Genomic DNA, 23,831 nt, shown 5'->3' on the forward strand with positions numbered 1-23,831 from the left:
GGGGTATTTGGGAACCTGCGGAGCACGCTACGCCCGCAACCGCAGCTTGGGGAATCGGGATGAATCGGGAAATCGGCGGGAAATCGCCGTGAACCCGTCGAACGCGCAGGTATATGCCGAAACGCGTTCGCGGATGACGCTCAGCGAGGCCGGCCGCCGCGTCCGATATCCTGAATGCGAACGACGGCGTTGCCCGCCGCATCGGTCTTCTCAGGAATTTTCCAGGCGTGGCCGTAGACAAGCTCGAAGGTCAGCGCAATCGTGCCATCCTGTCCGCGCTGACGCTCCAGCGCCGCGCGCAAGGCCGCAAGGCGCGCCCTCCCCGTGAGCCCGCTACGACGCTCCGGCAACGGATTTACCCCAAGCAGACGGACGTCGCGCAACAGCGTATCCGGAGATTCGAACGTGAGCGTGAGGCGCTCCATGTCCGTGACAGGCGTATCGAAGCCGCTCGCCACCATCATGTCGCCCAGATCGTGCATGTCCGTCGGCTCGAGCACATGCGCAATGTCATCGACTTCCGCCCATGCCGTGCGCAATTCGCGCAGCGTGTCGGGGCCGTAGGCCGAGAACATCAGCAAGCCATCCGTACTCAGCACGCGATGCCACTCGGGAATGACGCGATGCGGCTCTCGATACCAGTGAAGTGCGAGATTCGACCACACCAGATCGAATGTGCGCGAGGCAAACGGGAGTGCCGAGAAATCGCCCTGCACCACACCGTACGGCGGCGCAGTGCGCAGCAGCCGGCGCCAGCCGGTGGTCGCCCCGGCCGCAGCGGCCGCAGCGGCCGCCTTGACCATCGCGAACGAAGCGTCCAGGCCCACGCGATAGGCTTCGGGGTAGCGCTCGCCGAAGCTCAGCAGGTCGCCGCCCGTGCCACATCCGACGTCCAGCACGCGTTTGGGCTTGAGTTTGATGTAATCGAGCCGGCTCGCGAGCCGTGACGCCACCTCCCGCATCAGGAAATCGGCCTCCTGCCAGTTCGGCGCGCGCCGGTCGAACGCGGTGCGCAAAAAGCGGGCGGAGAACGCTGAGGACGGGGTTTGGGGAGCGACTGAAGGCTTCATGGGACGGGCGAAAAGGCGAGTCGGCAGTATACTCGTTGCTGTCCGAATGCATCGGACACCGCCAAGCGGCCCGGCCAAGACCGATCTCCACACCTGACGGCACTGGCCGCTCGGCCCGCCACATCACTCTGTCCCTGCTATCGCCTTGCCCATCCTTCGCGCCACTTTCCCCATGCTCGCCAGACTTGCCGGTGGACTGCTCCGCGTAGCGTTGCCGGATCACTGCGCGGTCTGCCGCCGGCGCGCGACGAGGCAAGTCTGCTCGGATTGCGCGCAGGCATTCGACGACGCCCGGTCCGATGCGCCGCTGCGCTGCCATCGATGTGCCGCAGCATTGCCATCGCTGGCGGCGCCGACCGAAGACGCAACGACACCCAACGCCGATGATGCGACAATTTGCCGCACACAATCGCCCATCGTCTGCGGACAATGCCTGCGGCACCGCCCCGCATTCGACGCCGCGTTGACACTCGCAGACTACGTGGCGCCACTCGATATGCTGATGATTCGTCTGAAATACCAGGGCGCCCTGCCGTTCACTCGCGAATTCGGCGAACGCCTCGGCGACGCGCTGACAGCGCGGGGCGACGCGACACCGCTGCTGGTCCCCGTACCGCTTGCGCCCTCACGACTCGCGTCGCGTGGCTTCAATCAGGCTTGGGAACTGGCGCGGGTGGCATCCCGTCGTGCGAATCTGCCCGCCAGCGCCCATGTGCTGCGACGTGAGCGATCGACTGCCGCACAGCAGCGTCTGTCCCGCGAAGCGCGCAGGTGCAATCTGCGCGGCGCTTTCGTCGCGAGCGACCACGCTCGCGGACGCCGCATCGTGCTGGTCGACGACGTCATGACCACCGGCGCGACCTGCGATGCCGCAGCCGCCGCACTCAAGCATGCGGGCGCAACGCATGTGCTTGCGGCTGTCGTATTGCGTACCCCGTCTTCTCTGTAACTCTGCCCCCACGCTCATGTTCAACGTCGTTCTCGTCTCACCTGAAATTCCGCCGAATACGGGTAACGTGATTCGCCTGTGTGCCAATACCGGCGCACGGCTGCATCTGATCGAACCGCTCGGCTTTCCGCTGGACGACGCGCGTATGCGCCGCGCGGGGCTTGACTATCATGAGTACGCAGAGATGAAGGTCCATCGGGACTGGGACGCGTTTCTGGCTGCCGAAACGCCCGACCCGACGCGGATGTTCGCGCTGACGACACGCGGTTCGCGTCCCTTCGGGGAGTTGTTCTTCGCACCCGGCGATTGGTTTATCTTCGGCTCGGAAACGCGTGGCCTCGCGCCGGAATTGCTCGACACGTTCGCCACTACGCAACGCGTGCGCCTGCCGATGCGCCCCGGCAACCGGAGCCTCAATCTGTCGAATACGGTCGCCGTGGTGGTCTTCGAAGCGTGGCGTCAGCAGGGTTACGCCGAAGGGTCCTGACTGGCCAGTTCCGCTTGATAGCGTGCCAGCATCGGGGCGTCGAAGCAGACGAACTCCACGCGTTCGATGTTCGGGAAGTGAGGCAGCGCATCGAGCACGGTGAACACGGCCAACGGCACGGCGAGTTCGGCCGGATAGCCAAAGATGCCGCAACTGATCGCCGGAAAGGCCGCACTCCGGCAGTCATGTTCCGATGCCAGACGCAAGCTTTCCCGGTAGCAACTCGCCAGCAGGGCGGGTTCGTCGTCAGCGCCACCGCGCCAGACAGGGCCGACCGCATGGATCACGAACCTCGCCTTGAGGCGAAATCCCGGGGTGAGCTTTGCCTGCCCGGTGGGGCAGCCGTGAAGTTTGCGGCAAGCTTCGAGCAGTTCGGGGCCGGCCGCGCGATGGATCGCGCCATTGACGCCGCCACCGCCGAGCAACAATTCGTTCGCGGCATTCACGATGACATCGACGGGGGATTGGGTGATATCGCCTTGAGAGGCGTGCAGACGGGAAACTTGCGACATGGGCTCGACTCCCTTGTGGCGAGTGCCGGCGACGGGATTGTGCCGCCGGGGAAACGGCTTACCGGCAATCCCGTAGCGGATCATCGATAAGCCACGCGAAACCTGACACCGCTGCGTTGACGACGCAACATGCGGTGACGCGTTTAGCTCGCGTCATCCTCGCGTTCGGCGCGGGCATCGCGCCGCAGCAGGGCTTCCACCGCCGCGCGGGCAGGCAAACCCTCGAACAATGTGGCGCATACCGCGTCGGTAATCGGCATTTCGACGCCATGCGCACGGGCCAGATCACGCACCGCACGTGCACATCGTACGCCTTCGGCGACATGTCCCAGCGACGCCAGCACGTCGTCGAGCGACTTTCCTGTCGCCAGTCGTAACCCCACCGTACGGTTACGCGACAAATCGCCGGTTGCCGTCAGTATCAGATCGCCCATGCCCGTCAGCCCCATGAACGTCTCGGGCTTACCGCCCAGCGCGACGCCCAAGCGGGTCATTTCGGCCAGACCACGCGTCACCAGCGCTGCGCGGGCGTTCAGCCCCAGACCCAGACCGTCGCTCACACCTGTCGCGATCGCGAGCACGTTCTTCACGGCGCCCCCCACTTCGACACCGACGAGGTCGTCACTCGAATAGATGCGCAGGGCACCGAAATGGCAGGCAGCAATCGTCAGCTCGCACAGCGACGGCACCGCGCTGGCAATGGTCAGTGCTGCCGGGAGGCCCTGCGCGACTTCGCGCGCAAAGCTCGGCCCCGAGAGCGGACCACCCGCAACCCGCGGGAAAACCTCGGCAACGATCTGATGCGGCAGCAGCCCGGTGTCCGCCTCGAACCCCTTGCAGAGCCAGATCAGGTTCTGCGGCGGATTGGCGGCGAGCGCCATATGGCCAGCCAATGCGCGCAAGCCTGCGACAGGTACGGCAGCGACGCACAAGGCGCGTTCACCCGTGCCATGCGCCAGCGCCGTCGCAAAATCGGCCTCGAATCGCAAACGGGAAGACAGCGTGGAACCAGGGAGGTAGGCGGAATTCTCGTGGGAGGCGGCCAACTGCTTCACGAGTGCAGCGTCGCGCGCCCAAAGAACAACGTCATGGCGTGCAGCCATGTGACTCGCCATTGCGGTGCCCCAGGCACCAGCACCGAATACGGCAATCTTCATGAAGGGGGCCTCAACGCGAAAGCCGGCACAGGGCCGGCCGTCGCGCCGATCAGCGCAAGCGCTTAGTGAGTCTGGGCAGACGAGCCGTCGGGCATGACGATGCCCGGTGCCGGCGTCTCGCCGTTGGCCGCTTGTTGCTCGGCCAGTTGTGCCAGACGTTGCTCGTACAGCGCCTGGAAGTTCACTTCGGCCAGGTGGATCGGCTGGAAACCGGCACGGCTGATAGCGTCGGCCACGTTGGCACGCAGGTACGGATAGACGATCGTCGGGCAAGCGATGCCGATGAGCGGATCGAGCTGTTCGGCCGGCACATTGCGGATTTCGAAAATACCGGCTTGTTTGCCTTCGACCAGGAACGCGACCTTGTCCTTGATCTTGGCCGTCACGGTGGCGATCACGACGACTTCGAAGATTGCCTCGGCCAGACGCTCAGCAGCGACGTCCAATTGCACTTCAACGGTCGGCATCTCCTGCTCGAGGAAGATCGCGGGCGAATTCGGCTGCTCGAGCGACAGATCTTTCAGGTAAGCGCGCTGGATGCTGAAAAACGGCTGATTCTGGTCGGACATTTCGTTTCCTTGGGTATAAGACAGCCACGTAGGCACGCGGCTGGGCGCACTATTTTCAGGCGGTATCAGGCCGCTTGCAAGAGCGGCAGGAGGCCACCAGCACGATCCAGTGCCGACAGATCGTCGTAACCGCCAACGTGACACTCATCGATGTAGATCTGCGGTACCGTACGGCGCCCCGTGCGCGTCATCATTTCCTCGCGGCGAGCGGGTTCCTTGTCGATCAGGATCTTCTCAATGTCCTGAACGCCGCGCTGGCGCAGCAGACGTTCCGCCATCTGGCAATACGGGCACACTTGCGTGCTGTACATCACGATCTTCGGCATGACTTGCAACTCCTCGATTACTTGACGACCGGCAGACCGGCTTCCTGCCAGGCGGCGATGCCGCCCTGGAGACTGAATGCCTCAGCATAGCCAAGATTGCGCAACAGCGTCTGAGCGCGCGCCGAGCGCTGACCGCTCTTGCACACGATAAGTACCGGTGCTGCCTTGTTTTTGATGACCTGAGCAATTTTCTGCTCCACGTCGTCGAGCGGCACGTTTCGCGCGGACGGCAGGTGGCCGGCGGCGAATTCCTCTCCCGAGCGCACGTCGAGCACCACTGCGCCCTTACGGTTAATGAGCTGGGTCGCTTCGATGGTCGACAGTCCGCGACCGCCGCGCTTGAAGACCGGCCAGGCCAGCATGCCACCCGAAACGAGGGCAATCGCGATCAGCGCGAGGTTGGTGTAATCGGAAAAGAACTTCACAAACCACCTGAAAAAGATCAAAAGAATCCGATCATTATAAAATAATCCGTGATTGCGCCGACGGATCGCGTTGCCAATCGCTGCGCCGGACGTCGGTGGCCGCTTCGCCGCCCCCCCGAACGTCCCTGAATTGCTGCCACAAAGCCCTTGCCGGGCGTTGTCGCACAAGGCGCGGCGAACTGCCTTCGTGCCGCCGGCTGCCCCCGCTTTCCAACTCTGACTGAAGTTTGCTCATGTACAAGCTCGTTCTCATCCGCCACGGCGAATCGACGTGGAACAAGGAAAATCGCTTCACCGGCTGGATCGACGTCGACCTGACCGAAAAGGGCGTCGCCGAAGCCAGCCAGGCCGGCAATCTGCTCGCCGAAGCCGGCTTCAAATTCGATCTCGCCTACACGTCGGTCCTTAAGCGCGCGATCCGCACCCTGTGGCACGTGCAGGACGTCATGGACCAGATGTGGATTCCCGTGGTGCATAGCTGGCGTCTGAATGAGCGTCACTACGGCGCTCTGGCTGGCCTGAACAAGGCCGAGACCGCCGCCAAGTACGGCGACGAGCAGGTCCACGTCTGGCGCCGCAGCTACGATACCCCACCGCCCCCGTTGGCAGCGGACGACGAGCGCAGCTCCTACAACGATCCGCGTTACGCCAAGCTCAAGCGCGAAGAGATTCCGCTCACCGAGTGCCTGAAGGACACCGTGGCTCGCGTGCTGCCCCTGTGGAACGAATCGATCGCGCCGGCTGTGCGCTCCGGCAAACAGGTGCTCGTTGCCGCCCACGGCAATTCGCTGCGCGCGCTCATCAAGCACCTCGACAACATTTCGGACGACGACATCGCCAGCCTGAACATCCCGAACGGCACGCCGCTCGTGTACGAGCTGGACGCCGATCTCAAGCCGATCCGCCATTACTATCTGGGCGATCAGGAAAAGATCGCCGGCGCACTGGCTGCCGTCGCCGCACAAGGCAAGTCGAAGTAATCCCCGACGATCGTCCGATGCGATAGCCGGAACCGGGCGCACCGCCACCGCGGTGCGCCTCCCTCTCCTCCCGCCCCGCCCGTAATACCCGGTAACACGATTTCGGCGGCGTTGGCGACATCTCGTTTTTCACCTCCCGTCGCCTGCCGAAGCGCATTCTGCCTGCCAACGCCACGCGCTATCGGAGGACGCCCGCCCAAAATCCCGTCACAACGGCAGGTCGAACGGAACTTTTTGTCGAACCACTCAGGAAAAGTTCCTGTCGAATGGGCAATGTCCGCCCTGCGGGCAAACGGTTATACTTCGCCAAAGTGTGCGCGCCCATTGGCGGGCGCCCCGAAAAATCCGGAATTTCCACGCCTATATGCGCCAAACCCTCAAACACATCGGCCTGATCGTGCTGGGCCTCGCGACTGGTGCTGCTGCCACCCTCGCGTTTTCGCAGGCATCCGCACAAAGCGCTACCACGCCATTGCCGCTCGAGCAGCTTCGTCTGCTGGCCGAAGTGTTCGGTCAAATCAAGCGCGAGTACGTGCAGCCGGTGGACGACAAGAAGCTGCTGACCGCAGCGATCAAGGGTATGGTGTCGAGCCTCGATCCGCACTCGTCGTACCTCGACAAGGACGAATACAAAGAGCTGCAGGAGCAGACGCGCGGTCGCTTCGCCGGTCTCGGCATCGAGATTTCGCAAGAAGACGGCCTCGTGAAGGTGATTTCCCCTATCGAAGACAGCCCGGCCTTCAAGGCCGGTCTGAAGCCCGGCGACCTAATCACCCGTATCGACGACAAGCCCGTACGCGGCATGACCCTCGACCAGGCGGTCAAGCGCATGCGCGGCGCCCCCGGCAGCAAGGTCACGCTGACGATCTTCCGCAAGTCGGAAGAGCGCACCTTCCCGGTGTCGATCGTACGTGCGGAAATCCGTGTGCAGAGTGTGAAGGGCAAGATGCTCGAGCCGGGTATCGGTTACGTCCGCATCACGAGCTTCCAGGAACGCACCGTGCCGGATCTGGCCAAGAAGCTCCAGGAACTGGCCAAGGATCAACCGCTCAAGGGCCTGGTGCTCGATCTGCGTAACAACGGCGGCGGCATTCTCCAGTCCGCAGTCGGCGTGTCCGCAGCCTTCCTCAAGGAAGGTGCCACGGTCGTGACGACCAACGGTCAGATCGAAGACGCCAAGCAGAAGTACACGGCCACGTTCGACAACTACCGTCTGTCGGCGAGCCCGGACGATCCGCTCAAGGGCGAAGCCGCCATCTGGAAGACGGTGCCGATGGTGGTGCTGGTGAACGCCTACTCCGCGTCGGCCTCGGAAATCGTGGCGGGTGCCCTGCAGGATTCGAAGCGCGCGCTGATCATGGGCAAGACGACCTTCGGCAAGGGATCGGTGCAGACCGTGCGCCAGTTGTCGCCGGACACCGCCCTGCGTCTGACCACGGCGTACTACTACACGCCGAGCGGCCGTTCGATCCAGTCCATCGGTATCAAGCCGGACGTGCCGGTCGACCAGAATCCGAAGGGCGATCCGGACGACGTGCTGGTCACGCGCGAAATCGATTACCAGAACCATCTGCACAACACGCAAACGCCTGACGAGCAGAAGGAAATCGACGCCCGCGAAGCCCGCCGCCTGGAAGAACTGCGCCGCCTCGAGGAAGAGAACGCGAAGAAGACGCCGGAAGAGCGCAAGAAGGAACGTGAGGAACGCCTGCCGGATCTGGGCAGCACCGACGACTTCATGCTCCAGCAGGCCATCCACCAACTCAAGGGCGAGCCGGTCCAGCGCACGAAGTCGCGCCTGGAAGCCAACGCTGGCCCGATGCCGAAGGACGCTTCGAAGGCTGCGGCGCCCACCACCGGCGCCAAGGCAGACCCGAAGACCGACACCGTCGTACCGGCCAAGCCGGCGGACAAGAAATAAGCATCCGCTTTACACTACAAACCGTGCCCGCGAAAGCCGGCACGGTTTTTTTTATTCCACTCCGGTTTGCGATGAACGACGACCAGTTGCTGCGTTACTCCCGCCACATCCTGCTCGACGAACTCGGTATCGAGGGCCAGGAGCGTCTGCTCGCCGCCCATGCCGTGATCGTGGGGGCTGGAGGTCTGGGCTCGCCCGCAGCCCTCTACCTGGCGGCATCGGGCGTCGGACGCATCACGCTGATCGACGACGACGATGTCGATCTCACCAATCTGCAACGCCAGATCCTCCACGACACGCGGAGTGTGGGCCGGCCCAAGGTAATCTCCGGACGCGAGCGCATCGCGCAAATCAACCCGGACGTGATCGTCGACGTCGTCAACGAACGTGTGGACGAAGCACGGCTCAAGGCACTGGCGCGCGACGCCACCGTGGTGCTCGACGGCTCGGACAACTTCGCCACGCGTCACGCCGTCAATCGTGCCTGCGTGGCGGCGGGCGTCCCGCTCGTGTCCGGCGCGGCCTTGCGCTTTGATGGCCAGATCAGCGTCTTCGACGTGCGCAATGACGCCTCGCCCTGCTATGAGTGCATCTTCCCTGCGGACGAGCCCTTCCCCGAACAGGCCTGCGCGACGATGGGGGTACTGGCCCCGCTCGTGGGCATCATCGGCAGCATGCAGGCCGCCGAGGCCATCAAGCTCATCACGGGTGTGGGCGTGCCGCTGGTCGGCCGTCTGCAATTGCTCGACGGGCGCAAGATGAGTTGGCACACCATGCACTGCGCTCGCAATCCCGAGTGCAAGGTTTGCGGTCAGCGGCATTGAGCACCGTGAGCCGGATCGCCGTAAAAAAAGCGGGCGCCCCGTTATCGGAGCACCCGCTTTTCGTTTCAGGGACGTTCAGGGACGTGGCCCTGCGGTCAGTCCGTCACGCGACGGCCAGACGCGCCAGCGCCGCCTGCATCTCTTCCGGTTCGGTCGCGGCCAGCAGTTCCTGAACCGGCCGCTCCAAATCCGGCAGGTGCGCTCGCAGGATCTCCTGCTTGACCTGCAACAGTTGGCTTGGATGCATCGAAAACTCCCGCAGTCCCATGCCGAGCAGCAACCGCGTCGCCGTCGGATCGCCCGCCATCTCGCCGCATACCGCCACCGGCACGCCGAATGCATGTGCCTCGCGGATGGTCATGGCGATCAGACGCAGCACGGCCGGATGCAGCGGATCGTACAAATGCGCGACGGCATTGTCCGCACGATCGATCGCCAGCGTGTACTGAATCAGATCGTTCGTGCCGATGGACAGGAAATCGAGCCGCTTCAGGAACATCGAGACCGTGAGCGCGGCGGCCGGCACTTCGATCATCGCTCCCAGCTTCACCCCCGGATCGTAGAGCAGACCTGCCGCATCGAGCTGCGACTTCGCTTCTCGCACGAGTTCCAGCGTCTGATCGATCTCCTGCGCATGCGCGAGCATGGGGAACAGGATTTGCACCTTACCGAATGCCGAAGCCCGCAGAATCGCCCGCAACTGCGTCAGGAACATGCGCGGCTCCGACAGGCTCCAGCGAATGGCCCGCAAGCCCAGCGCCGGATTCGGCGCCGTCTCATACGTTTCGTGACTGTCGAGCGGCTTGTCGGCGCCCACGTCAATGGTCCGGATCGTGAGCGGCAGCCCCTTCATCGCCTCGACGGCGCGCTTGTACGCCTCGAACTGCGCCTCTTCCTCCGGTGCTTCCTTCTCGTTCATGAAAAGGAATTCCGTGCGGAACAGCCCCACGCCGACGGCACCGGCGGCCACGGCGGTCTTGGCATCCTCCGGCAACTCGATGTTGGCAAACAGATCGATGGGCGTGCCGTCGATAGTCTGCGCGGGCGAGTGCTTGAGACGCTGCAAGCGACGCTCTTCCAGCGCACGCTCGCTTTGCCGGTAGCTGTACTCTTCGAGCACGATCGGGGCCGGGTCCACGATGACGATGCCGCTGTCCCCGTCGATGATGATGACGTCGTCCTGCTTGATGAGCAGGCTGGCCTGCGCCACGCCGACAGCCGCCGGAATCCCAAGACTGCGGGCCACGATGGCCGTATGCGACGTCTTGCCGCCCAGATCCGTGACGAACCCTTTGAACGTCTGCGACTTGAATTGCAGCATATCGGCCGGCGCGATGTCGCGGGCCACGACGATCATGTCGTCGCGCGGCGTCTCGGCGACCACATGGCGGATGCCGGGCGCGCCAGCAAGCGCCTTGAGCACGCGCTCGGCCACCTGTTCGATGTCTGCGCGGCGCTCGCGCAGGTACTCGTCGTCGATGTCTTCGAAGCGGGCGACGAGCACGTCAAGCTGCGTGGTCAGCGCCCATTCCGCGTTATAGCGGCGTTCGCGAATCAGCTTGATGACGGCATCGGCCAGCAGCGTGTCGTTGAGGATCAGCGAGTGAACGTCGAGGAACGCCCCCATCTCACCGGGCGCGTCGTCCGGTAGTTCTGCCTTGAGGGTATCGAGTTCGTGCTGGACGCTCGCCTGAGCGCCGTGAAAGCGCGCGATTTCGTCGTCGATCTGGGAAGGATCGAGCAGATAGTGCGGCACATCGAGCGTGGCGGGCGCGAGCAAATAGGCGCGTCCGATCGCGATGCCGCGGGAAACGGGAATGCCGTGCAGGGTGAAAGACAAGGAAGTCCCCCCAGTTCAGAGGCGAATGATTCGATCGTAATCTATGTTTTTTCGCTGCGTTCGGGATGGCGTTCGAAGCGACGGGCAGCGCGCCGGCGCAGGCACGGTCCGCGCCCGGCGGTGCGCCTGCGATGCGCCGCACTCCACCGCATTTCGCCGCAGCGCCGCCTTATTCCCCTTCGCCGAACTTGTTCGCGATGAGGGCCAGGATTTCATCCATGGCTTGTTGTTCGTCAGCGCCTTCGGTCTCCACTTCGACCGTCGAGCCGATCCCCGCAGCCAGCATCATGACCCCCATGATGCTCTTCGCGTTGATGCGCCGACCATTCCGGGTCAGCCAGACCTCACTCTGAAATTTCGCCGCCAGTTGCGTCAGCTTTGCAGATGCCCGGGCATGCAGGCCCAATTTATTTACGATCGTCGTTTCTTGTCGAAGCATGTTTCAGTGTGACGTAGTGTGTATGGCCGGCGCACCCGCGCCGACTTCGAGAATACCTTTAGATCCGCCCGAAAGCACCTTCTCCGTCAGCGTGTCGAGCGGCACGGAGCGATAGCACACCGCCTTGATGAGCATCGACAGATTCACCCCGGCGAGCACACGCACTTTCGGTCCGACGAGTTGCGCCGCGACATTCGACGGCGTGGCGCCGAACAAGTCGGTGAGGACCAGCACGCCATTTTCTTCCTGCAACTGTGCGAGGCGCTCACGGGCGGTGTCGACGAGTGCCGCCGTGTCCTGATCGGGAACGACGTCGATCGCGCCGATGTTCGACGGACAACCGCCGTAGATGTGCGAAACACACTCGCGAAGTGCCGAGGCGAGCGGTGCGTGGGCAATAATCAGAATTCCAGCCATGATGCTAGGTACGCCGAGCGCCGCGGGTGTTCGGGATACAAACACAACAACGAACGCGCACCTGTCGATTTTGGGATTCTTATTTTAGCAGGCGCGCAAAAACCCCGAATTTTCATAAAGTTAGGGGCCGCTCCAAGCGATTTGCCGGACAATGGCCCCGCTTTTCCTCAGACTGCCAGTTCCAGCGCGTCGATGAACATCTTCGGCACGTCGAAACCGGTTTGCGCCGTGATTTCCTGGAAGCACGTCGGACTCGTGACGTTTACTTCCGTGAGGTAATCGCCGATGATGTCGAGCCCCACGAGCAGCAGGCCACGCTGCCAGAGAATCGGTGCAAGTGTTTCAGCAATCTGACGATCGCGCGCAGACAGATCGCGCGCTTCGCCCACCCCGCCGGCGGCGAGGTTGCCGCGCACTTCGTTGCCTTGCGGGATGCGCGCCAGCGAATGCGGCACGACCTTGCCGCCAATCACGAGCACTCGCTTATCCCCCGCCTTGATTTCGGGAATGAAGCGCTGCGCCATCACCGAGCATGCACCGTATTCGCCAAGCATCTCGACCACCGAGCCGAGGTTGCGGCCGTCCGGGCCAATGCGGAACACGCCCGTGCCCCCCATGCCGTCGAGCGGCTTGTAGATCACGTCGCCATGCTCGGCGTGAAAGGCGCGCAGTCGTGCCGCGTCACGCGTCACCAGCGTCGGCACCACGAACTGAGGAAACTCGGCAATGGCGAGCTTTTCGGAGTGATCTCGAATCGCGCTCGGCTTATTGAATACGCGAGCCCCGGCGCGCTCGGCAATTTCCAGCAGCCACGTGGCGTTGATGTACTCCATGTCGAATGGCGGGTCCTTTCGCATGAGCACGGCGTCGAATTCGGTGAGCGCCGCCACACGTATGCCGGCGACCTCGTACCAGGCATCTGCATCACCCGTCAGGCGAATTTCCTTCACGCGCGCATCGACCTTTGCGCCATACCACGCCATCTCATGCAGCTCGCACGCGAAGATGCGGTGCCCGCGACGCGCAGCCTCGCGCATCATCGAGAAGGTGGTGTCCTTGTAGGTTTTGAACTGGTCAAGCGGGTCGGCGATAAAGAGAATCTGCATCGATCGGCGGAGGTCTTGGGGGGTTCGGATGCAAACACCGCAGGCTGCGGCGACAGGCATCTATTCTAGCCGAGGCGCCGTTTTGCCGCTGCGCACCGGCAGGCCGTCCGGCACGCGCACGGCCGCGCAAACCTCACATCCGCTCGGGGTTTCCGCTCGCCCCCGAACCGCCAAGACCCAGGAGTAGCGACGCATCTCGCACAGGGTCGAGACGCGAGCGCATGAGGGATAGATGCGTCTTGAGCGTCTGCACGCCGATTGCACAAGCCTCGCGCGTCTGCGAGCGTGACTGACCGGCCAGCAGACGCATCGCAATCTCCCGTTGGACGGGCGTGAGCGCTGTCCCCCAGAGCCGTTGCAACAGGCGGATAGCGGGCGGCACGGCAAGGTGCAGGGCGATGCGCACGCGGTCGGTGGCCCTGCCACCCATGCCGCACAAATGCGTGGCGTGCAGATGTAATGTGCCGCCGGGCACCACCACCGTCTTGTCGACCTGCACGCCCGCCGAAACGGCGTCCGACGGGTGAAGGGTCAGCTCATCGGCCAGCGACTGACACGCTTGCACGACCACACACGCATCGGGCCACGCGCGCCCCGTCATGGGCCGCCAAACCCGGTGCATGAGCGCCAGTGCGGCAGGATCGGCCCACTCTGGCTGCCGCCGATGCCAGACGAGCGTACCGGCCACGTCGTCGCCGATTGCGCCGCACGCCGGCCACAAATTGGGCGCGGGTGGCGCCATGGCCGCCAGCGGCGGGAACGCGGGGCGCTCGGGGAGCGTAGTGAACTCTGCGGCAGCCGTCTCGAACGCGGTGACTTCACGCGCACTGAAACGCGGACGCGATCTGCGGCGCGACACTAGCAATCGCAAGGCGACGACGGGCGCGGCAGCCGACGCATCGGCTCGCGCCTCCCCCTCTCCGGCCGCCCCCGCCGCTCTGGGCATCGGCAACAGGCAGACGTCGAGCAAGTCGCCGTCGGGAAGACAGCGATCCAGTTCGAGGGGACGACGAAACGTCGTGGGTAGCGCCCCCGGACAGCCCCGCGATCGCCGCGCGTGACCACGCAGCAGGTCACCGTGCGAAAGCGAGCGTTGCAACTCCGCCACCGACGGCATCGCCCAACCGGTGGCCGCGAGCCGTTCGCAGGCCGACATGGGGGCTTGCGGCGCGTACCAGCAGGTGGCGTCCGATATGTCTGATACGTCCGATACGTCGGCCGATTCACCGGACGCGTGACACCAGAATGCCGCCACGCCGTCTGCCGCCAGCCATATGCGCAGCGTCTCCAGCCATAGCGGCAGATAGCCGAGCATGGGCACCGGCAATTGATGGATTTGACGAAGGCATGTACGCATATCCCCCTGCATTCCGGTATTCCTCCCAGCGCAGACAATTCCGAGGAAATTTCCTATTCCACTCGATCACGTACGGACATCCCCCATTCGGGGGATGTTGGACGCGTCAAACGGTCGCATCATCAGGCCATTGCTGATGAAAACCGGACGACGGATCGGCACAGTACACCGATCCGAAAGTCGAAAGGAACGCACAGGAACCAGTTTGCGGGGGGGCCCTCTCAGGGAAACCCCGATTTCCGGCCGTTGCATGAGGCGGCCGGTAAATGTGACGCCCGGCTAGTCGGGGGGCCAGCCGGGCGTCTTTTTCTTTTCGTCTCTCAGCACGAGGGACGACAGAGGCCGCCGCACAAGCGCGACCTCACATCAAATTCAGAAATTTCTCAAATAGATGGCAAGACCGAAAAGCGGCAAGCGGACATCACTCGCAGCAGTATCGGTCCTGCGTCGTCAATAGGTTTCCGGGTCCGGATCGGTGCGTTCGAGTTCGACCGAGGCCGCCAGCAGCGCGAGACGCGCCACCACGCCATACATATAGAACCGGTTGGGCGGCGCCGCGCCCGGCTTCGCATGGACGTCGGGCAGCGCCGTGTGCTCGAAGGCGAGCGGCACGAAGTGCATGCCGGGGGCGTTGAGGTTCTCGTCGGTGCCGCGTCCGGTGTGCACCCGGTAGAAGCCGCCAACCACATAGCGGTCGATCATGTACACAACCGGCTCGGCCACGGCTTCGTTGATGCGCTCGAACGTATAGACACCTTCCTGCACGATCACATCGTGCACTTCGAGGCCCTCCTTCACCACGCTCATCTTGGTGCGCTCGCGCCGGTTCAGGTTTTTGATCTCGGCGGCGTCGTGCACCATCATCACGCCCATGCCGTAGGTACCGGCATCGGCCTTGATGACGACGAACGGCTTCTCGGTGATGCCATACTCCCGGTACTTCTTGTTGATCTTCTTGAGTACCGCGTCGACCGTATCGGCAAGTTTCTCCTCGCCGACGCGCTCATCGAAATCGATGCCCTCGCACTTGGCGAAGTACGGGTTGAGCATCCATGGGTCGACGTCGATCATCTTGGCGAATTTCTTGACGATGTCGTCATACGCCGAGAAGTGCTGACTCTTGCGGCGCACAGCCCATCCCGCATGCAGCGGCGGCAGGAGGTACTGCTCGTGCAAACCTTCGAGAATCGGCGGGATACCGGCCGACAGATCGTTGTTGAGCAGGATCGAGCACGGATCGAAATTCTTGAGCCCCAGCCGGCGGGGCGAACGCTCGAGCGGCTCGATCACAACGTGCTGGCCGTCGGGCAACTCGATGGTCGTGGGCTCGGTGATGTCGTCCGACAGACTGCCCAGGCGCACATTCAACCCCGCGTGGCGCATGATCGTCGACAGGCGGGCAAGGTTCTGCAAATAGAACGAATTGCGCGTGTGCCGTTCGGGAATCAGCAGCAGGTTCTTGGCGTCGGGGCAGATCTTCTCGATCGCGGCCATGGCGGCCTGCACGGCAAGCGGCAGAACTTCGGGCGCCAGATTATTGAAACCGCCGGGGAAGAGATTGGTGTCGATAGGCGCGAGTTTGAAGCCCGCATTTCGCAAGTCGACCGAACAGTAGAACGGCGGCGTATGTTCCTGCCACTCGAGCCGGAACCAGCGCTCGATGCCGGGCGTCGCATCGAGAATCTTCTTTTCCAGGTCGAGCAAGGGGCCTTTCAGGGCCGTGACGAGATGCGGAACCATGCTTCGCTCATATCCAGATGGAATATCGATTGTAGAGCATACGCCCGGCGCCCCCGCCGTTCGCCATGCCCCCGGAAGGGGCACCACGCCATGTCGTCCGCGCAGGCCCGGCGCTGGTCGGGCAGCCGCAGGGGAAAACATGCGCTCAGGCGGGATCGGGGGGGTGCAGTGCCATGCTGCGATGGGAGGAGATGGGGGCGAAGCCGGCAATCGCAAGCGAAAAAAACGGGCCCTCTCGGGGCCCGTGCAAGGCTGGGACCGGCTGTCCGACCGGTGCTCAGCAACTCCTCTCGCTTGCCCCCAGACGGGGCTCGATAACGAATTGGCGAATCCTTGCCGATTCGTTGCTGCTTGTTGACGTCAGGCCCGGCCGAAGCCGAGCCTAAACGGTGCGATGAGATAGATTGAGACGAATCGGTTGAAATCAGTTGTGATAAGCCGATTCACCGTGCGAGGTGATGTCCAGTCCCTCGCGCTCTTCGTCTTCCGGCACGCGCAGACCCAGCACGATGTCGGCAATCTTGAAAGCGATGAACGCTACCACCCCCGACCACACGAGCGTGGTCAGCACGCCCTGGAACTGAATCCAGACCTGACCGGCGATCGAGTAATCCGGTGCGACCTTGTTGGCCACGTAGTCGTAGATGCCCGTGCCACCCAGTGACGGGGCAGCGAACACCCCCGTCAGAATCGCGCCGAGCATACCGCCCACGCCGTGCACGCCGAACACGTCGAGTGCGTCGTCGGCCTTGAGCAGACGCTTCAGACCGTTCACACCCCACAGGCAGATGACGCCGGCCAGCAGGCCCAGCACGATCGAGCCCATCGGGCCGACGAAACCGGCAGCCGGGGTCACGGCCACCAGACCGGCCACGGCGCCCGACGCGCCACCGAGCATCGACGGCTTGCCCTTGCCGATCCACTCGCCAGCCGTCCACGACAGCGTGGCAGCCGCAGTGGCGAGCAACGTGTTGACGAATGCGAGCGCAGCGCCGCCGTTGGCTTCCAGACCCGAGCCGGCGTTGAAGCCGAACCAGCCGAACCAGAGCAGCGAGGCACCGATCATCGTCATCGTGAGCGAGTGCGGCTTGAATGCTTCCTTACCGAAGCCCACACGCTTGCCCACCATGTACGAGCCGACCAGACCCGCGATAGCGGCGTTGATGTGCACCACCGTACCGCCAGCGTAGTCGAGCGCGCCCTTTTGGAAGAGCCAGCCAGCGTGTGCATTGGCGGCGTCGGCGGCAGCCGCGTCGGTGTAGGCATCCGGACCCGGCCAGAACCAGACCATGTGGGCCATCGGCAGATACGAGAACGTGAACCAGATCACGGTGAAGAGCAGCACGGCCGAGAATTTGGTACGTTCGGCGAAGGCACCCACGATCAGCGCGCAGGTAATGGCCGCGAAGGCTGCCTGGAACGCCATGTATGCGAATTCCGGCACATTCACGCCCTTACTGAAGGTGGCGGCGACCGAGTCCGGCGTCATGCCCTTCAGGAACAGACGATCGAAGCCGCCGAAGAACGCCCCGCCCTCGGTGAACGCGATGCTGTAACCGTAAATCGCCCAAAGCACGACCACCAGCGAGAAGATGATGAAACACTGCATCAGCACCGAGAGCATGTTCTTCGAGCGGACGAGACCGCCGTAGAACAGGCCCAGACCGGGCAGCGTCATGAGAATTACGAATGCGGTGCAGGTCAGCAGCCAGGCCGTGTCGCCCTTGTTCGGCGGCACAGGGGCAGGCGCGGCGGCGGCAGGTGCTGGCGCTGCTGCTGCGGCTGCCGGTGCAGCGGCTGGCGTCGCGGCAGAAGCGGCAGGTGCTGGCGACGCCGCCTCGGAAGCGGCGGCGGGCGCCGAGGCGTCCTGAGCTAGCGCGGCGGTGGAGCCGAGGCTCACGGTGCCGGCAACGCCGAGAAAAGCGGCGGCAAGCAGGAGTTTGGCAAGCAGTTTTTTCATGATTGTTGTCTCTTTTATGTAGGACCTTTACAGCGCGTCTTCGCCGGTCTCTCCCGTACGGATGCGGACCACATGCTCGACGTTTGACACGAAAATCTTGCCGTCGCCGATCTTGCCGGTGCGGGCGGCCTGCTCGATGGCGTCGATCGCCTGGTCGAGCAAGGCGTCGCCGATTACCGCCTCGATCTTCACCTTCGGCAGAAAGTCGACGACATATTCTGCGCCACGATACAGCTCGGTATGGCCCTTCTGACGGCCGAAGCCCTTGACTTCGGTCACCGTAATGCCTGCCACGCCAATGTTCGAGAGGGCTTCACGCACCTCGTCGAGCTTGAAGGGTTTCACAATTGCGGTAATCAGCTTCATGATGAGTCGCTCCTTAGAATGTCTTCGACAACCCTACGACGACCGTTGCCTTGGAAAGCACTTTGCCGGAATTCGCGGCAGTGTAGTACTTCTCGTCGGCATTCGTATCGACGTAAGAGACCGACACGGAGAAGTTCTTGCCCAGGTCTTTCGACAGGCCGATCTTCCAGTCGGTATAGCTCGCCGCGCTGAAGTTGTGCACCCACTGGTGACCCACGTGGCCCACGGCGGAAATGCCCCAGAAGCCCAGATCGTAGGTGCCCGTCAGGTCGAGATAGCCACTGTTCGACGTATCCTTGCCATCCGGGCTCACCAGACCGAACAGACGGGTCAACGAGTGCGAGTACTTCAGCGTCACGGTCTTCCAGCCCACGGCGGCATACAGCTCGAACGTATGCGGACGCGGGAAATACGCCCCGGACGGGTAAGTGCCCGGGTAGTAATACTGCAAACCGCCGAAATCGACGGTCCAGTCAGGAATGATCTCCTTCTTCCAGCCACCGTAAAAATCCATCTCGATGGGGGCGCTTACCGCCGAATTCCCATCCGAAATCCAACTGATGTTCGATGCCCACACGCCGGCATACAGGCCGGATTCATGCGCGAGATCGAAACCGCCCTGTATCGCCGGACGCTTGCCTGTTTGCGAAATACCGCGGAAGCGGTAGTCCGAGAACAGACCGATGTTGGCGGTAATCGTCAGCGGTTCGGCCGCGGCGGCGGCTGCATCGGCCGGTGCCGCAGCCGGCGCTGCGGCGGGTGCGGTAGCGCCATCGGCACTCGCCTGCGCAAAAGCGCCGGCGGAAATTGCCATCGCACCAGAAAACACAACGCCAGCCATCGCAGTTGACACTTTTTTCATCACTTTCCCCTAAGTTGATATTCGACGTCTTGGTACAGCGTGCGGCAGGTTGCGGACTGGTAGAGCAACTCCCGTGCCAGCTCGGAATCTGCGTGCGCTGCGACGCGCAAGATACGAATTTCGAGATAAAAAATTGGCAAAATTGCGGTGACGATGAGGCCTGCGAACAACGCGAGAAATGGCAACCATGCCCCGTGACTCGTGTCAGATCCTTACCGGGTAACGGTTAGACGGCTTCCTGCGCTGGCTGGGCGCGGGAAACGGTGATAGAGTTGCGCCAACATTGATGTCCGCACCTGATGCACCACCTTGCACCGGTCAGACCGGCCCGTCGAAGCACACAGACGGTGCAAGCACCATATTGGTGCGAAGAAACGAAGAGAGGAAGGCTATGAAACCGAACGAGATCCTGCAAGACATGCAAGCCAAGGTGAGCGAGATGCTCAAGCAATCGCCCGCCAAGGATATCGAGCGCAACGTCAAGAGCCTGCTCAATCAAGGCTTCACCCGGCTCGATCTGGTGACTCGCGAAGAGTTCGACGTGCAAGCTCAGGTGCTCGCGCGTACGCGTGAGCGGCTCGAAGCGCTGGAAAAGCGCGTGGCTGAACTCGAAAACCTGCGCGACGAAGCGCAAGACTGATGAATCGTGGGGGCGCCACGGCGCCCCCTGTCGTTTTCGGGGCCTGCGTGCCTGCGCAAGCCCCTGATGGGCAGTTTCTCTCGCCCGCTTGAAGTCTCTCCCGAAATCCCCGTTTCGCTATCGGAATACTCCTAAGTTCCGACGGGCATTTCCGGCCTATCGCTGCCGCGACTCCGAAAACACCCCCACTCCCCGTATTTCCTCCGATAAGACGTTGCACCACACGCTGCCTGACGACGACCATCGACGCATGCGATGCATGTCGCGATGTTCGGGGAACGAGGAGGAATCATGTCATTGGCAGTTGTCAGCAGCCGGGCGATCACCGGAATGGCGGCACGCGCCGTCACCGTAGAGGTGCATCTGGCCAACGGGCTGCCGGGTCTGTCGCTGGTCGGCCTGCCCGACACAGAGGTCAAGGAAAGCCGTGAGCGTGTGCGCTCGGCGTTGCAGAACTGCCGGTTCGAATTCCCCGCGCGACGCATCACCGTCAATCTGGCGCCGGCCGATTTGCCGAAGGCGTCCGGCTGCTTCGATCTGCCCATTGCGCTCGGCATTCTGGCGGCCAGCGGTCAGTTGCCCGAGGCTGGGTTACGCACGCACGAGTTCGCGGGGGAATTGTCGCTCACCGGGGAGTTGCGCGCCGTGCGTGGCGGCCTGGCCATGGCCAGCGCCATTGCGGCCGAACCCTCGGCTCGCGCGCTGGTACTACCTGCTGGCAGCGCGCAGGAAGCGGCGCTGGTCGAAGACGCCACGGTCTACGGCGCGCATACGTTGCTCGACGTTTGCGCGCATCTCGCCGAGCCTGAGGTGGCGACGCCGCTACCGCGCGCCGTTGTCCCGAGTGGGCTCGCGGTGTCGGCAATCTGCGGCAGCGCTGCCGCAGGCCTCGCCGACATCCCCGACATCGGCGATGTCAAAGGACAGGCGCACGCCAAACGCGCGCTGGAAGTCGCGGCAGCAGGCGGACATCACATCCTGTTCTACGGACCGCCGGGTACGGGCAAGTCGATGCTGGCGACGCGGCTGGCAGGGCTGCTCCCGGCGTTGAGCAAAGCGCAAGCCGTGGAGGCCGCTACGCTGGCCAGTCTGAGTGCGCAGGGCTTCGACATGCGGCACTGGGGACGGCGGCCGTTTCGCGCGCCGCATCACACGGCGTCGTCAGCAGCGCTTGTGGGTGGCGGCAGCGCCCCGCGCCCCGGCGAGATCAGTCTCGCCCATCGGGGGGTGCTCTTCCTTGACGAATTGCCCGAATTCCAGCGACGCGTGCTCGAAGTCCTGCGCGAACCGCTGGAGCTGGGCCACGTGACGATCTCACGCGCGGGCGGCCATGCCACCTTCCCCGCCGCCTTTCAACTTGTCGCCGCCATGAACCCGTGCCCATGCGGCGATCTGGGGCATCCGTCGCGAAGCTGCCGTTGTACCAGTGAAGCCGTTGCGCGCTATCGCGGCCGTCTCTCGGGTCCGCTGCTCGACCGTATCGACCTGCATGTGGAGGTGCCTGCTCTGAGCGCCGAGACATTCGCCGCACCGGCCAGCGGCGAGCGCAGCGAGATCGTGGCGGGGCGCGTCAGGCGGGCGCAAGCGTGTCAGCTTTCACGTCAGGGGCAGTTGAATTGCGGCTTGTCGGGCCGCGCACTGGAAACGCAATGCGCACTGCGACCAGACGCTCAGGACGTTCTGCACCGGGCGGTGACGCAACACCATTGGTCGGCACGCACCTATCACCGTGTGCTGCGCGTGGCGCGCACGGTCGCCGATCTCGCGGGCTGCGAAGCGATTGACGCTCACCACGTCGGGGAGGCGGTGCAGTATCGCGAAGCGCCGTCATCGTAACGGCATCACTCCAGCGTGAAGGAGTCCAGAAACTGATCGACTTGTTCCTTCGTGGGGGCCTTGGTCGCGAGCACGACAACCTGATAGACGTGGTTACCGCGTCCGACGAATCGGGCTGCGACGTAGCGCTCGGTCTTGTCGCTGGCCGGGCCTCGTGCGGAGACAGCCAGCCCCGGAATCGCGGGCGCGTCGCCCGCTTGACGCACCATCACCTGCACAGGCGCGGCGGTGCCCTCGTTCACGTTGGCGAGTAAGCCATGCTGCAACTCGGTCAGGACGGTCTGACGCAGCGTTGCATCGTCGCTCGGGAGGGTCACAACGCCAACGGCAAAGAGGGCTGCATCGACCCGCGCGGCTTGCATGCGCATCGGCAGCGGCCCCGAGGCGAACTTCACTTCGCGGGCGTCCTGAGTCGGTTTCGTGGGATAAGTCACCGCATACGCGCCGTCCTTGTCGTGCACCTCACGCCAATCGTAGCGAGGGGAACAAGCGACCAGCACCATCGTCGCAGCAAGCATGACGCAAACACGGACAACGCGATCCATAGACGAGAGAGGAAGTTGGAGGAGAAGAAAACGCCCAAACGCCCAAACGCCCATTATCCGCCATGTGTTGCCACACGAAAAACGCGTCGTCACGGTTCCCGGTATCATCGGCGGCATGAAACGCGTCATTGCCCACCTGCCCCGCGAGTTGTTCACCGGAATCTTCGAGTCTTGGTGCAAGCGCCCGTCTGTGCGCCGGCCGGCAGAACTGCTACGAATCGCCATCCCACTGGCGGCATCGCTGGCCGTGCTGACGGCAGGGCCGGCCATTGGCGCGGCCGCCGCCGCATCGGCCAACCTCGCACCGGCCAGCGTCACAGACCCGGCCGTGCCGAAACGCGAATTGGCGCAAGCAACGGGCGTCACCTATCCGCACGAGGGTGCCTTGGCAACGGCGCCGATCGACGGCAAGATGGCCGCGAAACAGCAGACTGCCGTACCGGTGGCGACGGACTTCTCGACCCACGGCCGCCGCGCGGCGTCGCTCGACGTGCCGCTGATCGTGCTGGTGTCGCTGCGCGACTGCGTCTATTGCGGCCCGATCCGTCAGCGCGAACTCGCGCCGCTCGTGCGCAGCGGGAAATATGAGGTGCGCGAGATCGGTATGGACAGCAGCGCGACCGTGCGCGACTTCGACGGCTCGACGACAACCGGTGTCGCGTGGGCACGCGCGCATGGCGTCAAGGTGTCGCCGACGGTTTTGTTCCTCGATACGCGCGGCCGCCCCGTGGCCGACCCTTTGATCGGCGCAGGGTTGCCCGACTTCTACGGTGCGTATCTCGACGACGCCATCGCCCGCGGACGCGCGCGTATGCACACCGGGGGCGACATCACGACGCGCTGAGATTCAGAGTAGAATCGACGTCACCTTACAAACCCCATCACCCACACGGCTGTGTCATGAGCGCGACGACCTCCCGCAAATCTCCCCTGAGCAAGATTCTCGCCGTGGCGATCATCGCCGTGGTGGCGATTGCCGCGTACTTCACGTTCGCCGGACAGAAGCGCGCGCCCGAAGCGACGTTCACGCTGCTCTCCGGTCAGAAAGTCGGTACCGAACAACTCAAAGGCAAGGTCTATCTCGTCAATTTTTGGGCGACGAGTTGCACAACGTGCATGAAGGAAATGCCGACGATGGTGCAGACGTACGAGAAGTACAAGGGCCAGGGTCTGGAATTCGTCGCGGTCGCCATGAGCTACGACCCACCGATGTACGTGATGAACTACGCCCAGTCGCGTCAGTTGCCGTTCAAGGTGGCAATGGATTCCGACGGAAGCGTGGCCAAGCAGTATGGCAACGTGCAACTCACGCCGACGACCTTCGTCGTGGATCGTGACGGCAAAGTGCTCAAGCAGTACGTTGGCGAGCCGGAATACGCCGAACTCGACAAGCTCATCGAAAAGGCGCTGGCCAAGCAAGCCTGACGCCGCCTCACCTCACCTCGCGTCACCTCACCGCATTGCATCGCAGGCGCCCTTCGGGGCGCTTTTGTTTTTTCGGCG

25 protein-coding genes are annotated in these 23,831 nt (G+C 63.5%); 9 read left to right on the plus strand and 16 right to left on the minus strand.

What is annotated here, in order from left to right; translation table 11 throughout:
- Positions 1–140: 140 nt before the first annotated feature.
- Positions 141–1,070, minus strand: coding sequence for a methyltransferase domain-containing protein (locus PHO31112_RS00555; RefSeq protein ID WP_150618706.1), 930 nt, complete (start codon positions 1,068–1,070; stop codon positions 141–143).
- A gap of 172 nt (positions 1,071–1,242) precedes the next feature.
- Here PHO31112_RS00555 and PHO31112_RS00560 point away from each other — a divergent pair, with 172 nt between their 5' ends.
- On the plus strand, positions 1,243–2,019 hold the full coding sequence (locus PHO31112_RS00560; protein ID WP_150618707.1) for a ComF family protein: 777 nt from the start codon (positions 1,243–1,245) through the stop codon (positions 2,017–2,019).
- Between the two features lie 16 nt (positions 2,020–2,035).
- On the plus strand, positions 2,036–2,506 hold the full coding sequence (gene trmL, locus PHO31112_RS00565) for a tRNA (uridine(34)/cytosine(34)/5-carboxymethylaminomethyluridine(34)-2'-O)-methyltransferase TrmL (protein WP_150618708.1): 471 nt from the start codon (positions 2,036–2,038) through the stop codon (positions 2,504–2,506).
- Here trmL and PHO31112_RS00570 read toward each other — a convergent pair.
- The 5 genes from PHO31112_RS00570 to PHO31112_RS00590 all read right to left on the minus strand — a co-directional run bounded on the left by PHO31112_RS00570 (position 2,488) and on the right by PHO31112_RS00590 (position 5,495).
- On the minus strand, positions 2,488–3,018 hold the full coding sequence (locus PHO31112_RS00570) for an O-acetyl-ADP-ribose deacetylase (RefSeq protein ID WP_150618709.1): 531 nt from the start codon (positions 3,016–3,018) through the stop codon (positions 2,488–2,490). The two genes, trmL and PHO31112_RS00570, sit on opposite strands and share 19 nt — an antisense overlap.
- A 143-nt stretch (positions 3,019–3,161) precedes the next feature.
- Entirely contained in the window at positions 3,162–4,175 is a 1,014-nt protein-coding gene (locus PHO31112_RS00575) for an NAD(P)H-dependent glycerol-3-phosphate dehydrogenase (RefSeq protein WP_150618710.1), read from the minus strand.
- Between the two features lie 62 nt (positions 4,176–4,237).
- Complete coding sequence (gene secB / locus PHO31112_RS00580) at positions 4,238–4,744, minus strand: protein-export chaperone SecB (protein ID WP_150618711.1); 507 nt, start codon at positions 4,742–4,744, stop codon at positions 4,238–4,240.
- Positions 4,745–4,809: 65 nt separating this feature from the next.
- Entirely contained in the window at positions 4,810–5,070 is a 261-nt protein-coding gene (gene grxC, locus PHO31112_RS00585; RefSeq protein ID WP_150618712.1) for a glutaredoxin 3, read from the minus strand.
- Between the two features lie 17 nt (positions 5,071–5,087).
- The gene (locus PHO31112_RS00590) at positions 5,088–5,495 is read right to left on the minus strand and encodes a rhodanese-like domain-containing protein (protein ID WP_010804751.1); all 408 of its coding nucleotides are present in this window, start codon (positions 5,493–5,495) and stop codon (positions 5,088–5,090) included.
- A 233-nt stretch (positions 5,496–5,728) separates the two neighbouring features.
- Between PHO31112_RS00590 and gpmA the strand changes: the two genes are divergently transcribed.
- The 3 genes from gpmA (at position 5,729) to PHO31112_RS00605 (ending at position 9,220) form a co-directional block, all read left to right on the plus strand.
- Complete coding sequence (gene gpmA, locus PHO31112_RS00595; RefSeq protein WP_150618713.1) at positions 5,729–6,475, plus strand: 2,3-diphosphoglycerate-dependent phosphoglycerate mutase; 747 nt, start codon at positions 5,729–5,731, stop codon at positions 6,473–6,475.
- A gap of 364 nt (positions 6,476–6,839) precedes the next feature.
- Complete coding sequence (locus PHO31112_RS00600) at positions 6,840–8,396, plus strand: S41 family peptidase (protein ID WP_150618714.1); 1,557 nt, start codon at positions 6,840–6,842, stop codon at positions 8,394–8,396.
- Positions 8,397–8,467: 71 nt separating this feature from the next.
- On the plus strand, positions 8,468–9,220 hold the full coding sequence (locus PHO31112_RS00605) for a HesA/MoeB/ThiF family protein (RefSeq protein ID WP_150618715.1): 753 nt from the start codon (positions 8,468–8,470) through the stop codon (positions 9,218–9,220).
- A 103-nt stretch (positions 9,221–9,323) separates the two neighbouring features.
- Here PHO31112_RS00605 and ptsP read toward each other — a convergent pair whose 3' ends face one another.
- The 9 genes from ptsP to PHO31112_RS00650 all read right to left on the minus strand — a co-directional run bounded on the left by ptsP (position 9,324) and on the right by PHO31112_RS00650 (position 19,307).
- Positions 9,324–11,060: a phosphoenolpyruvate--protein phosphotransferase gene (ptsP, locus tag PHO31112_RS00610; RefSeq protein WP_150618716.1), complete on the minus strand. Its 1,737-nt coding sequence runs from the start codon at positions 11,058–11,060 to the stop codon at positions 9,324–9,326.
- Positions 11,061–11,229: 169 nt separating this feature from the next.
- Complete coding sequence (locus PHO31112_RS00615) at positions 11,230–11,499, minus strand: HPr family phosphocarrier protein (protein ID WP_010804746.1); 270 nt, start codon at positions 11,497–11,499, stop codon at positions 11,230–11,232.
- A gap of 3 nt (positions 11,500–11,502) precedes the next feature.
- Positions 11,503–11,916, minus strand: coding sequence for a PTS sugar transporter subunit IIA (locus PHO31112_RS00620; protein WP_150618717.1), 414 nt, complete (start codon positions 11,914–11,916; stop codon positions 11,503–11,505).
- Between the two features lie 167 nt (positions 11,917–12,083).
- Entirely contained in the window at positions 12,084–13,022 is a 939-nt protein-coding gene (gene gshB, locus PHO31112_RS00625; protein WP_150618718.1) for a glutathione synthase, read from the minus strand.
- A 133-nt stretch (positions 13,023–13,155) separates the two neighbouring features.
- Positions 13,156–14,379: a helix-turn-helix transcriptional regulator gene (locus tag PHO31112_RS00630; RefSeq protein ID WP_150618719.1), complete on the minus strand. Its 1,224-nt coding sequence runs from the start codon at positions 14,377–14,379 to the stop codon at positions 13,156–13,158.
- Between the two features lie 450 nt (positions 14,380–14,829).
- Entirely contained in the window at positions 14,830–16,119 is a 1,290-nt protein-coding gene (gene gshA, locus PHO31112_RS00635) for a glutamate--cysteine ligase (RefSeq protein WP_150618720.1), read from the minus strand.
- A gap of 424 nt (positions 16,120–16,543) precedes the next feature.
- On the minus strand, positions 16,544–18,079 hold the full coding sequence (gene amt, locus PHO31112_RS00640; RefSeq protein WP_150618721.1) for an ammonium transporter: 1,536 nt from the start codon (positions 18,077–18,079) through the stop codon (positions 16,544–16,546).
- Between the two features lie 27 nt (positions 18,080–18,106).
- Positions 18,107–18,445 carry a P-II family nitrogen regulator gene (locus PHO31112_RS00645; RefSeq protein WP_010804740.1) on the minus strand — a complete coding sequence of 113 codons (339 nt, stop codon included), beginning with the start codon at positions 18,443–18,445 and terminating at the stop codon, positions 18,107–18,109.
- A 13-nt stretch (positions 18,446–18,458) separates the two neighbouring features.
- The gene (locus PHO31112_RS00650) at positions 18,459–19,307 is read right to left on the minus strand and encodes a TorF family putative porin (RefSeq protein WP_150618722.1); all 849 of its coding nucleotides are present in this window, start codon (positions 19,305–19,307) and stop codon (positions 18,459–18,461) included.
- Positions 19,308–19,698: 391 nt separating this feature from the next.
- Here PHO31112_RS00650 and PHO31112_RS00655 point away from each other — a divergent pair, with 391 nt between their 5' ends.
- On the plus strand, positions 19,699–19,947 hold the full coding sequence (locus PHO31112_RS00655) for an accessory factor UbiK family protein (protein ID WP_150618723.1): 249 nt from the start codon (positions 19,699–19,701) through the stop codon (positions 19,945–19,947).
- Between the two features lie 291 nt (positions 19,948–20,238).
- Complete coding sequence (locus PHO31112_RS00660; protein ID WP_150618724.1) at positions 20,239–21,783, plus strand: YifB family Mg chelatase-like AAA ATPase; 1,545 nt, start codon at positions 20,239–20,241, stop codon at positions 21,781–21,783.
- 5 nt (positions 21,784–21,788) lie between these two features.
- On the opposite strand, the gene PHO31112_RS00665 is transcribed toward PHO31112_RS00660, so the two are convergent.
- Positions 21,789–22,301 carry a hypothetical protein gene (locus PHO31112_RS00665; RefSeq protein ID WP_150618725.1) on the minus strand — a complete coding sequence of 171 codons (513 nt, stop codon included), beginning with the start codon at positions 22,299–22,301 and terminating at the stop codon, positions 21,789–21,791.
- A 142-nt stretch (positions 22,302–22,443) separates the two neighbouring features.
- Here PHO31112_RS00665 and PHO31112_RS27470 point away from each other — a divergent pair, with 142 nt between their 5' ends.
- Together PHO31112_RS27470 and PHO31112_RS00675 are read left to right on the plus strand one after the other, a co-directional pair.
- On the plus strand, positions 22,444–23,172 hold the full coding sequence (locus PHO31112_RS27470) for a thioredoxin domain-containing protein (protein WP_246177588.1): 729 nt from the start codon (positions 22,444–22,446) through the stop codon (positions 23,170–23,172).
- A 56-nt stretch (positions 23,173–23,228) separates the two neighbouring features.
- Positions 23,229–23,753 (plus strand): TlpA disulfide reductase family protein, encoded by a 525-nt coding sequence (locus PHO31112_RS00675; RefSeq protein WP_150618726.1) that lies wholly within the window; start codon positions 23,229–23,231, stop codon positions 23,751–23,753.
- Positions 23,754–23,831: the final 78 nt, after the last annotated feature.

The organism is Pandoraea horticolens, assembly GCF_902459555.1.
In the GTDB taxonomy this organism is placed as follows: domain Bacteria; phylum Pseudomonadota; class Gammaproteobacteria; order Burkholderiales; family Burkholderiaceae; genus Pandoraea; species Pandoraea horticolens.

Coding starts and splice junctions, on each gene's coding strand:
- PHO31112_RS00555 (WP_150618706.1), bottom strand. CDS start 1,070: ATGAAGCCTTCAGTCGCTCCCCAAACCCCGTCCTCAGCGTTCTCCGCC.
- PHO31112_RS00560 (WP_150618707.1), top strand. CDS start 1,243: ATGCTCGCCAGACTTGCCGGTGGACTGCTCCGCGTAGCGTTGCCGGAT.
- trmL (WP_150618708.1), top strand. CDS start 2,036: ATGTTCAACGTCGTTCTCGTCTCACCTGAAATTCCGCCGAATACGGGT.
- PHO31112_RS00570 (WP_150618709.1), bottom strand. CDS start 3,018: ATGTCGCAAGTTTCCCGTCTGCACGCCTCTCAAGGCGATATCACCCAA.
- PHO31112_RS00575 (WP_150618710.1), bottom strand. CDS start 4,175: ATGAAGATTGCCGTATTCGGTGCTGGTGCCTGGGGCACCGCAATGGCG.
- secB (WP_150618711.1), bottom strand. CDS start 4,744: ATGTCCGACCAGAATCAGCCGTTTTTCAGCATCCAGCGCGCTTACCTG.
- grxC (WP_150618712.1), bottom strand. CDS start 5,070: ATGCCGAAGATCGTGATGTACAGCACGCAAGTGTGCCCGTATTGCCAG.
- gpmA (WP_150618713.1), top strand. CDS start 5,729: ATGTACAAGCTCGTTCTCATCCGCCACGGCGAATCGACGTGGAACAAG.
- PHO31112_RS00600 (WP_150618714.1), top strand. CDS start 6,840: ATGCGCCAAACCCTCAAACACATCGGCCTGATCGTGCTGGGCCTCGCG.
- PHO31112_RS00605 (WP_150618715.1), top strand. CDS start 8,468: ATGAACGACGACCAGTTGCTGCGTTACTCCCGCCACATCCTGCTCGAC.
- PHO31112_RS00615 (WP_010804746.1), bottom strand. CDS start 11,499: ATGCTTCGACAAGAAACGACGATCGTAAATAAATTGGGCCTGCATGCC.
- PHO31112_RS00620 (WP_150618717.1), bottom strand. CDS start 11,916: ATGGCTGGAATTCTGATTATTGCCCACGCACCGCTCGCCTCGGCACTT.
- gshB (WP_150618718.1), bottom strand. CDS start 13,022: ATGCAGATTCTCTTTATCGCCGACCCGCTTGACCAGTTCAAAACCTAC.
- PHO31112_RS00630 (WP_150618719.1), bottom strand. CDS start 14,379: ATGCGTACATGCCTTCGTCAAATCCATCAATTGCCGGTGCCCATGCTC.
- gshA (WP_150618720.1), bottom strand. CDS start 16,119: ATGGTTCCGCATCTCGTCACGGCCCTGAAAGGCCCCTTGCTCGACCTG.
- amt (WP_150618721.1), bottom strand. CDS start 18,079: ATGAAAAAACTGCTTGCCAAACTCCTGCTTGCCGCCGCTTTTCTCGGC.
- PHO31112_RS00645 (WP_010804740.1), bottom strand. CDS start 18,445: ATGAAGCTGATTACCGCAATTGTGAAACCCTTCAAGCTCGACGAGGTG.
- PHO31112_RS00650 (WP_150618722.1), bottom strand. CDS start 19,307: ATGAAAAAAGTGTCAACTGCGATGGCTGGCGTTGTGTTTTCTGGTGCG.
- PHO31112_RS00655 (WP_150618723.1), top strand. CDS start 19,699: ATGAAACCGAACGAGATCCTGCAAGACATGCAAGCCAAGGTGAGCGAG.
- PHO31112_RS00660 (WP_150618724.1), top strand. CDS start 20,239: ATGTCATTGGCAGTTGTCAGCAGCCGGGCGATCACCGGAATGGCGGCA.
- PHO31112_RS00665 (WP_150618725.1), bottom strand. CDS start 22,301: ATGCTTGCTGCGACGATGGTGCTGGTCGCTTGTTCCCCTCGCTACGAT.
- PHO31112_RS27470 (WP_246177588.1), top strand. CDS start 22,444: ATGAAACGCGTCATTGCCCACCTGCCCCGCGAGTTGTTCACCGGAATC.
- PHO31112_RS00675 (WP_150618726.1), top strand. CDS start 23,229: ATGAGCGCGACGACCTCCCGCAAATCTCCCCTGAGCAAGATTCTCGCC.